We start from the raw sequence: 8292 nt of genomic DNA on the forward strand, positions 1-8292 counted from the left end.
TAAATAAGTACTGGGAAAAAATGAAAACGATAGAAGTTGATGAAGAGCTTTACCGCTATATTGCGAGCCATACACAGCATATCGGTGAAAGTGCATCGGATATTTTGCGCCGTATGTTAAATTTCAAATCCGGGCAGCCAGTACAAGCAAAAGAAATTAGTCAGGAACATGCCGTCATTAAGGCTGAACCTGCGATGAGTACACCCGCTGTTGCATTAAATCCTGTTAGAGTCATTAGAGAGCTTCTGTTATCTGACGCTTATGCAGAAAAAAGTAAAGCGATTGACCGCTTTATGTTGATTTTATCTACCTTATATAGTTTAGATTCAAATCGTTTTGCGAGTGCAACAGAGTTAATGCATGGCCGAACTCGTATTTATTTTGCTGGTGATGAGCAAACATTACTTGCAGCTGGCAAGCAATCTAAGCCGCGTCATATACCAGGAACACCCTATTGGGTGATCACAAATACGAATACTAATCGTAAGCGTAGTATGGTTGATGCAATCATGCAGGAAATGCAATTTCCAGCCAATGTGATTGAAAAAGTTTGTAATACTATTTAAAAACTGACAGGCCACTGGTGTTGATAACAAAGCATCAGTGCTTTGGGAGAAAACAAGTGACAATACATGAACGTGCAGGGCAGCTTCCGTTTCAAAGTGACTTGATCAATGTCGCTCAATTAACCGCTCAATATTATACGCAGCAACCACAACCTGGAAATGCATCTCAGGCTGTTAAGTTTGGAACATCAGGGCATCGCGGTAGCTCATTGCGTAAAAACTTTAATGAAAACCATATACTAGCCATTGCACAAGCAATTGCTGATTTACGCAAAAAGCAAGGCGTAACAGGCCCTTGCTTTGTGGGCAAAGACACCCATGCGTTATCAGAAGCGGCATTTATGACTGTGGTTGAAGTGTTAGCGGCAAATCAGGTTCATGTTATTGTTCAGGAGAATAATGGGTTTACTCCAACTCCAGCTATCTCTCATGCTATCTTAAGTTATAACCAATCACACCAAGATATTGCAGATGGCATTGTGATTACACCATCACATAACCCACCTGAAGATGGCGGTATTAAATACAACCCTGCAAATGGTGGGCCGGCTGATACCGATTTAACCTCTGTGATTGAAAAAAATGCCAACCAATTGCTAGCGAATAACCTCGAAGGTGTAAAACGAGTCAGTTTTGATACAGCAATGACAAGCGAATATGTGACCCAGCAAGACTTAATCATGCCTTATGTCTGTGCATTGGGTGATGTTGTTGATATGCAAGCAATTGCTAAGTCAGGTTTAAAAATTGGTGTTGACCCTCTAGGCGGCTCCGGTATTGAATATTGGAAAAAAATTGCAGAATATTATCAACTCGATATTGAAATCGTAAACGACCAACTCGACCAAACTTTCCGCTTTATGCCACTTGACCATGATGGTGTTATTCGCATGGATTGCTCATCAAGTTGGGCGATGGCGGGTTTGCTTGGGATGAAAGAAAAATTTGATCTTGCGTTTGCCAATGACCCAGATTACGACCGTCATGGCATCGTCACGCCAGATGGGCTAATGAATCCAAATCACTATCTTGCTGTTGCTATTGATTATTTATTTCAACATCGTTCTCAATGGGGTAAAGATGTTGCCGTCGGAAAAACATTGGTCTCGAGCGCCATGATTGACCGTGTGGTTAATGACATCGGTCGTGAACTAGTCGAAGTACCTGTAGGGTTCAAATGGTTTGTTGATGGCTTATTTAGCGGTAAATTAGGTTTTGGTGGCGAAGAAAGCGCTGGAGCATCGTTCTTAAAATTTGATGGCACACCGTGGTCAACGGATAAAGACGGTATCATTCTTTGCCTACTCGCAGCTGAAATTACGGCTGTTACAGGTGAAAATCCTCAACAACGTTATAATAATCTCGCTAAGAAATTCGGCGCGCCGATTTATAACCGTATCCAAGCGAAAGCCACTCACGAAGAAAAAGCAAAGCTAAGTAAATTATCACCTGAAATGGTTGCAGCAGATACATTGGCGGGAGATAAAATTACACAGCGTTTAACCGCTGCGCCAGGTAACAATGCACCAATCGGCGGTTTAAAAATCATGACGGATTATGGCTGGTTTGCAGCAAGGCCATCAGGCACGGAAGAAGCCTATAAAATTTATTGTGAAAGTTTCCGTGGTGAAGAGCATTTACGTCAAATAGAAAAAGAAGCGATTGAAATCGTAAGCAAAGTTATTCGCTAATTTTTAATCCTCAATAAAAGACATATTCAATGAATATCCCGAAATACAGCGCAATGACGTAATTCGGGATATTATCGCTTATTTATTGTTAATTTCTCCATAAAATGATGCTTGTTGAGAGTGTGACAAGATTAACAAAATTCTTTTCCTCATTATCAAAAAATAACCCCTCTTTCTTTTTTGGACTTGCTGACAATAACCGTTGCAGCTAAAGGCTTGGAGTGGTACAACTTTAACTATCTGAGTGAATTTTATTAACCATAATTGAAGATGGATAGGGTGAGGTCAATGAGTCAGGTTTATAATTTCAGTGCAGGTCCAGCTATGCTACCTGTTGAAGTCATGCGTCGTGCTGAACAAGAATTTTGTAATTGGAAGGGGTTAGGCGTTTCTGTGATGGAAGTGAGTCACCGCGGAAAAGACTTTGTCGAAGTGGCAACAGAAGCAGAGCAAAATCTACGTGATTTATTAAACATCCCTGATAACTATAAAGTTTTATTTTGTCATGGCGGGGCACGGGCCCATTTTGCAACGTTACCAATGAATTTATTAGGTGATAAAACGACAGCAGACTATATTGTAAGCGGCTATTGGTCCGAGTCTGCAGCAAAAGAAGCTGAAAAATACTGCTCTCCTAATGTGATTCAAATTACTGAAGAAAAAGACGGTGTAGTGAGTTTAAAACCCATGAAAGAATGGCCATTAAGTGATGATGCAGCTTATGTCCATTATTGCCCAAATGAAACCATAGGCGGTTTAGCTATTCATGAGGAACCTGACTTCCCTGAAGATAAAATTATTGTTGCTGACTATTCCTCTTCTATCTTATCTAAACCGATTGATGTAAGCCGTTATGGTGTAATTTATGCAGGGGCTCAAAAAAATATTGGGCCAGCAGGACTAACTATCGTTATTATCCGAGAAGACCTACTCGGTAAAGCTTCACCTCAGACTCCATCCGTATTTGATTACACGGTATTAGCAAAACATGATTCAATGTTTAATACTCCACCGACTTTCGCTTGGTATCTCGCAGGTATGGTCTTCAAATGGTTAAAAGAGCAAGGCGGTTTGCAAGAAATGGCTAAGCGTAATTATGAAAAATCACAATTACTCTACAATGCAATTGATGATAGCCAGTTCTATATTAACCGTGTTGCGGTTGAAAACCGTTCTTGGATGAATGTACCGTTCCAAATGCAAAACCCAGCCCTTGATGCGAAATTTATTGACGAAGCCAAAGAACAAGGCTTACTTTCGCTGAAAGGCCACAAAGTGGCTGGTGGTATGCGTGCATCAATCTATAATGCGATGCCATTAGCGGGAGTTCAGGCTTTGGTTGACTTTATGGCTGATTTTGAACGTCATAACGCTCAATAATGAGATTTGCCGACTGAAATAGGATGTTCAGTCGGTTATTTGTGCTCTTTGTATTTGACTTAAAAGAAAATAGAGCCAAATTTTATTTACTTGCAAAACTTCACTGGAGAAACTGCTTTTTATGCAATCCCTGACATTACAACCTATTCCTTCAATTAACGGCACAATTAATTTGCCAGGGTCAAAAAGTGTCTCAAACCGCGCACTGTTATTAGCCGCGATGGCTAAAGGAACGACCACACTCACTAATTTATTGGACAGTGATGATATTCGCCATATGCTGAATGCATTAACCCAGTTAGGTGTTAGCTACCAACTGTCTGAAGATAAAACACGTTGTCGTGTGGAAGGTTTAGGCGGAAATTTATCTCATCCGGATGAGCTAGAAATATTTTTAGGCAATGCGGGAACGGCAATGCGCCCACTGACTGCTGCGCTATCACTAAGTCATAATAATATTATTTTAACGGGTGAGCCTCGCATGAAAGAGCGCCCAATTGGGCACTTGGTCGATGCATTAAGGGAAGGTGGTGCAGAGATTGAATATTTGGAACAAGAAAACTATCCGCCACTACGTTTAAAAGGTGGTTTTATCGGTGGCCAAATTTCAGTTGATGGGTCTGTTTCCAGCCAGTTTTTAACCGCGTTGTTAATGGCAGCTCCTCGTGCAGAGCAAGACACAATAATTACAATTATTGGCGAGTTAGTCTCCAAACCTTACATTGATATCACGTTAGCACTGATGAAAACGTTCGGCGTTAGTGTCGAAAATCATCAATATGAACATTTTGTCATCAAAGGGCAGCAACAATACCAATCACCGGGTGAATATTTGGTTGAGGGTGATGCTTCATCCGCATCTTATTTCCTCGCTGCGGCTGCGATTAAGGGGGGCGTGGTCCGAGTCACAGGAATTGGGCGCAATAGTTTGCAAGGAGACACGAAATTCGCCAATGTATTAGAAAAAATGGGGGCGACTATTCGTTGGGGTGATGACTACGTTGAATGTGAACGCGGAACATTGACGGGCATTGACATGGATATGAATGCGATTCCTGATGCGGCAATGACCATTGGCACCGTCGCTTTATTTGCTGAAGGCGAAACAGTGATACGTAATATCTATAACTGGCGAGTAAAAGAGACCGACAGGTTATATGCGATGGCGACAGAGCTAAGAAAAGTTGGCGCTGAAGTGGAAGAAGGGCATGATTATATACGTGTGGTCCCACCGAAAAAATTACAACATGCTGAAATTGAAACCTATAACGACCATCGTATTGCAATGTGTTTTTCATTAGTTGCATTATCAGATACGCCAGTAACAATTTTGGATCCGGGCTGCACGGCAAAAACATTTCCTGATTACTTCGAACAGCTGGCACGTTTAAGTCATTAATTTATTGATTAGGTTGATATTACTTTGTTTGATATCAACCTAATTTTTATGGTTCAAATATCAATTTTTTCTTATTTTTTAGCAATCATCAGAACCTGCTTATTTCACAAATCTACTGAATTGGTATAATACTTTCACAGATTTTAATTGCGGGTAGCTCGGCTATTTGCAGAAAAGGAGATTTTTTATGGTGGCGATAGCCCCTGTAATCACCGTTGATGGACCAAGCGGAGCAGGTAAAGGTACACTTTGCCAAGCATTAGCAAACGAATTTGGGTGGCAACTTTTAGACTCAGGCGCAATTTATCGTGTATTAGCGTTAGCTGCGTTACATCACCATGTTGATATCCAATCCGAAGATGCGTTAGTTCCTTTGGCTGCAAATTTAGATGTGAAATTTGTTCCTGAAGACAATGTACTGAAAGTCATTCTGGAAGGGGAAGATGTTTCAAATCAAATTAGAACCGAAACAGTAGGAAATACGGCATCCCAAACAGCAACTTTTCCTCGCGTACGTGAAGCTTTACTTCGACGCCAACGTGCATTTAGAACATTACCTGGGCTTATTGCTGATGGCCGTGATATGGGAACGGTGGTTTTCCCCGATGCACCGGTAAAAATTTTTCTTGATGCCTCAGCTGAAGAACGGGCTCATCGGCGGATGAAGCAGTTGCAAGAGAAAGGTTTTGATGTTAATTTTGAACGTCTTTTGAGCGAAATTGAAGAACGTGATTTTCGTGATCGTAACCGTTCTGTTGCCCCCCTTATTGCCGCGAAAGACGCATTAGTGCTGGATTCCACAAGTATGTCTATTGGGGAAGTTATTGAAAAAGCACACACCTATGCAAAAAAAATTCTACAATTATCGTGATAATAGGCTTTATTTTAGCTTATAATTAGATAATATACGCAGTTATCGCTATGTGATTATATTATTAGCATAGCATCAACCTTGCGACATGGAATGTTGTGGGGTATGTGAAACAACCCCATTTGGCGGGAAGCTAAGTGGACGTTAATTTAAAACTCTTGAAGATCATTAATATGACTGAATCTTTTGCTCAACTCTTTGAAGAATCCCTGCAGAATATTGAAACTCGTCCTGGTTCTATCGTCCGTGGTACTGTTGTTGCCATCGATAAAGACGTAGTCCTTGTTGACGCAGGTCTTAAATCAGAATCTGCTATCCCAGTAGAACAGTTCAAAAATGCTCAGGGTGAGCTAGAAATCCAAGTTGGCGATGAAATCGATGTAGCTCTGGATGCAGTAGAAGATGGTTTCGGTGAAACTATCCTGTCTCGTGAGAAAGCTAAACGTCATGAAGCATGGCTGATGCTGGAAAAAGCTTACGAAGAAGCTGAAACTGTAACTGGTGTTATCAACGGTAAAGTTAAAGGTGGTTTCACTGTTGAACTGAACGGTATTCGTGCGTTCTTACCAGGTTCACTGGTTGATGTACGTCCAGTTCGTGATACTACTCACTTGGAAGGCAAAGAGCTTGAGTTCAAAGTAATCAAGCTGGATCAGAAACGCAACAACGTTGTTGTTTCTCGTCGTGCTGTAATTGAATCTGAAAGCAGCGCTGAGCGCGATCAACTGCTGGAAAATCTGCAAGAAGGCATGGAAGTTAAAGGTATCGTTAAGAACCTTACTGACTACGGTGCATTCGTTGATCTGGGCGGTGTTGACGGCCTGCTGCATATCACTGACATGGCTTGGAAACGTGTTAAACACCCAAGCGAAATCGTCAACGTTGGTGATGAAATCAATGTTAAAGTTCTGAAATTCGACCGTGAGCGCACTCGTGTTTCTCTGGGTCTGAAACAACTGGGCGAAGATCCTTGGGTCGCAATCGCTAAACGTTACCCAGAAGGTACTAAACTGACTGGTCGCGTTACTAACCTGACTGACTATGGCTGCTTCGTAGAAATCGAAGAAGGCGTTGAAGGTCTGGTTCACGTTTCAGAAATGGATTGGACTAACAAAAACATTCACCCATCTAAAGTTGTTAACGTTGGTGATGTTGTTGAAGTTATGGTTCTGGATATCGATGAAGAACGTCGTCGTATCTCACTGGGCCTGAAACAGTGCAAATCTAACCCATGGCAGCAATTTGCTGAGACTCACAACAAAGGCGACCGCGTTGAAGGTAAAATCAAGTCTATCACTGACTTCGGTATCTTCATTGGTCTGGACGGCGGCATCGATGGCCTGGTTCACCTGTCTGACATCTCCTGGAACGTTGCAGGCGAAGAAGCAGTTCGTGAATACAAAAAAGGTGATGAAATCGCAGCTGTTGTTCTGCAAGTCGACGCAGAGCGTGAGCGTATTTCTTTAGGTGTTAAACAGTTAGCTGAAGATCCATTCAATAACTACTTAGCAGCAACTAAGAAAGGCGCAATCGTGACTGGTAAAGTAATCGCAGTTGATGCTAAAGGTGCAACTGTTGAGCTGACACTGGGCGTTGAAGGTTACCTGCGTGCATCAGAAGCTTCACGTGACCGTGTTGAAGATGCAACTCTGGTTCTGAACGTTGGTGATGATGTTGAAGCTAAATACACTGGTGTTGATCGTAAAAACCGTGTAATCAACCTGTCTGTTCGCGCTAAAGACGAAGCTGATGAGAAAGACGCTGTCGCAGCTGTGAACAAACAAGAAGATACAGCATTCGGCAACAATGCTATGGCTGAAGCTTTCAAAGCAGCTAAAGGCGAATAATTAAGTGGGGACAACAGTAGTGTTGTCCCTTTGTAACGGTAGTTTAGGGAGGTACTATGACCAAGTCTGAATTAATTGAAAGACTGGCTAGCCAGCAGTCTCATCTTTCAGCAAAAACCGTTGAGGAAGCTGTAAAGGAAATTCTTGAGCATATGGCGGATACGTTAGCTAACGGTGAACGTATTGAAGTCCGTGGTTTCGGCAGTTTTTCTCTTCACTACCGTGCTCCACGCGTTGGCCGTAACCCGAAAACTGGTGATAAAGTGGAACTAGAAGGTAAATATGTTCCTCATTTTAAACCAGGTAAAGAATTACGTGATCGTGTAAATATTTACGGCCAATAATTAGGCTGTAAATCTTAATTATTACATCAAAACAGTGCTTGTATTCTATACGGCACTGTTTTTTATATCTAACCAACACCAACACCAACACCAACACCAACACCAACACCAACACCAACACCAACACCAACACCAACACCAACACCAACACCAACACCAACACCAACACCAACACCAACACCAACACCAACACC

General features: G+C 41.9%; 7 protein-coding genes. All 7 read left to right on the forward strand.

Annotated elements, in window-relative coordinates; translation table 11 throughout:
- The first annotated feature begins 20 nt into the window (after positions 1-20).
- The 7 genes from seqA to ihfB all read left to right on the forward strand — a co-directional run bounded on the left by seqA (position 21) and on the right by ihfB (position 8098).
- Positions 21-566 (forward strand): replication initiation negative regulator SeqA, encoded by a 546-nt coding sequence (gene seqA / locus PR767_RS07625; protein ID WP_109911042.1) that lies wholly within the window; start codon positions 21-23, stop codon positions 564-566.
- A 56-nt stretch (positions 567-622) separates the two neighbouring features.
- Entirely contained in the window at positions 623-2257 is a 1635-nt protein-coding gene (gene pgm / locus PR767_RS07630; RefSeq protein ID WP_272520087.1) for a phosphoglucomutase (alpha-D-glucose-1,6-bisphosphate-dependent), read from the forward strand.
- Positions 2258-2545: 288 nt separating this feature from the next.
- Positions 2546-3637 carry a 3-phosphoserine/phosphohydroxythreonine transaminase gene (gene serC / locus PR767_RS07635; RefSeq protein ID WP_248445315.1) on the forward strand — a complete coding sequence of 364 codons (1092 nt, stop codon included), beginning with the start codon at positions 2546-2548 and terminating at the stop codon, positions 3635-3637.
- A gap of 121 nt (positions 3638-3758) precedes the next feature.
- Positions 3759-5036, forward strand: a complete 1278-nt coding sequence (gene aroA, locus PR767_RS07640; protein ID WP_272520088.1) for a 3-phosphoshikimate 1-carboxyvinyltransferase — start codon at positions 3759-3761, stop codon at positions 5034-5036.
- 187 nt (positions 5037-5223) lie between these two features.
- Entirely contained in the window at positions 5224-5907 is a 684-nt protein-coding gene (cmk, locus tag PR767_RS07645) for a (d)CMP kinase (RefSeq protein WP_004909557.1), read from the forward strand.
- A gap of 173 nt (positions 5908-6080) precedes the next feature.
- The gene (gene rpsA / locus PR767_RS07650; RefSeq protein WP_004909559.1) at positions 6081-7754 is read left to right on the forward strand and encodes a 30S ribosomal protein S1; all 1674 of its coding nucleotides are present in this window, start codon (positions 6081-6083) and stop codon (positions 7752-7754) included.
- Between the two features lie 56 nt (positions 7755-7810).
- Positions 7811-8098 (forward strand): integration host factor subunit beta, encoded by a 288-nt coding sequence (gene ihfB, locus PR767_RS07655; protein WP_004256221.1) that lies wholly within the window; start codon positions 7811-7813, stop codon positions 8096-8098.
- The last annotated feature ends 194 nt before the right edge of the window (positions 8099-8292 follow it).

The sequence above is a fragment of the Providencia sp. PROV223 genome, from assembly GCF_028479245.1.
Lineage (GTDB): Bacteria > Pseudomonadota > Gammaproteobacteria > Enterobacterales > Enterobacteriaceae > Providencia > Providencia rettgeri.

Coding starts and splice junctions, on each gene's coding strand:
- ihfB (WP_004256221.1), top strand. CDS start 7,811: ATGACCAAGTCTGAATTAATTGAAAGACTGGCTAGCCAGCAGTCTCAT.
- rpsA (WP_004909559.1), top strand. CDS start 6,081: ATGACTGAATCTTTTGCTCAACTCTTTGAAGAATCCCTGCAGAATATT.
- aroA (WP_272520088.1), top strand. CDS start 3,759: ATGCAATCCCTGACATTACAACCTATTCCTTCAATTAACGGCACAATT.
- serC (WP_248445315.1), top strand. CDS start 2,546: ATGAGTCAGGTTTATAATTTCAGTGCAGGTCCAGCTATGCTACCTGTT.
- cmk (WP_004909557.1), top strand. CDS start 5,224: ATGGTGGCGATAGCCCCTGTAATCACCGTTGATGGACCAAGCGGAGCA.
- seqA (WP_109911042.1), top strand. CDS start 21: ATGAAAACGATAGAAGTTGATGAAGAGCTTTACCGCTATATTGCGAGC.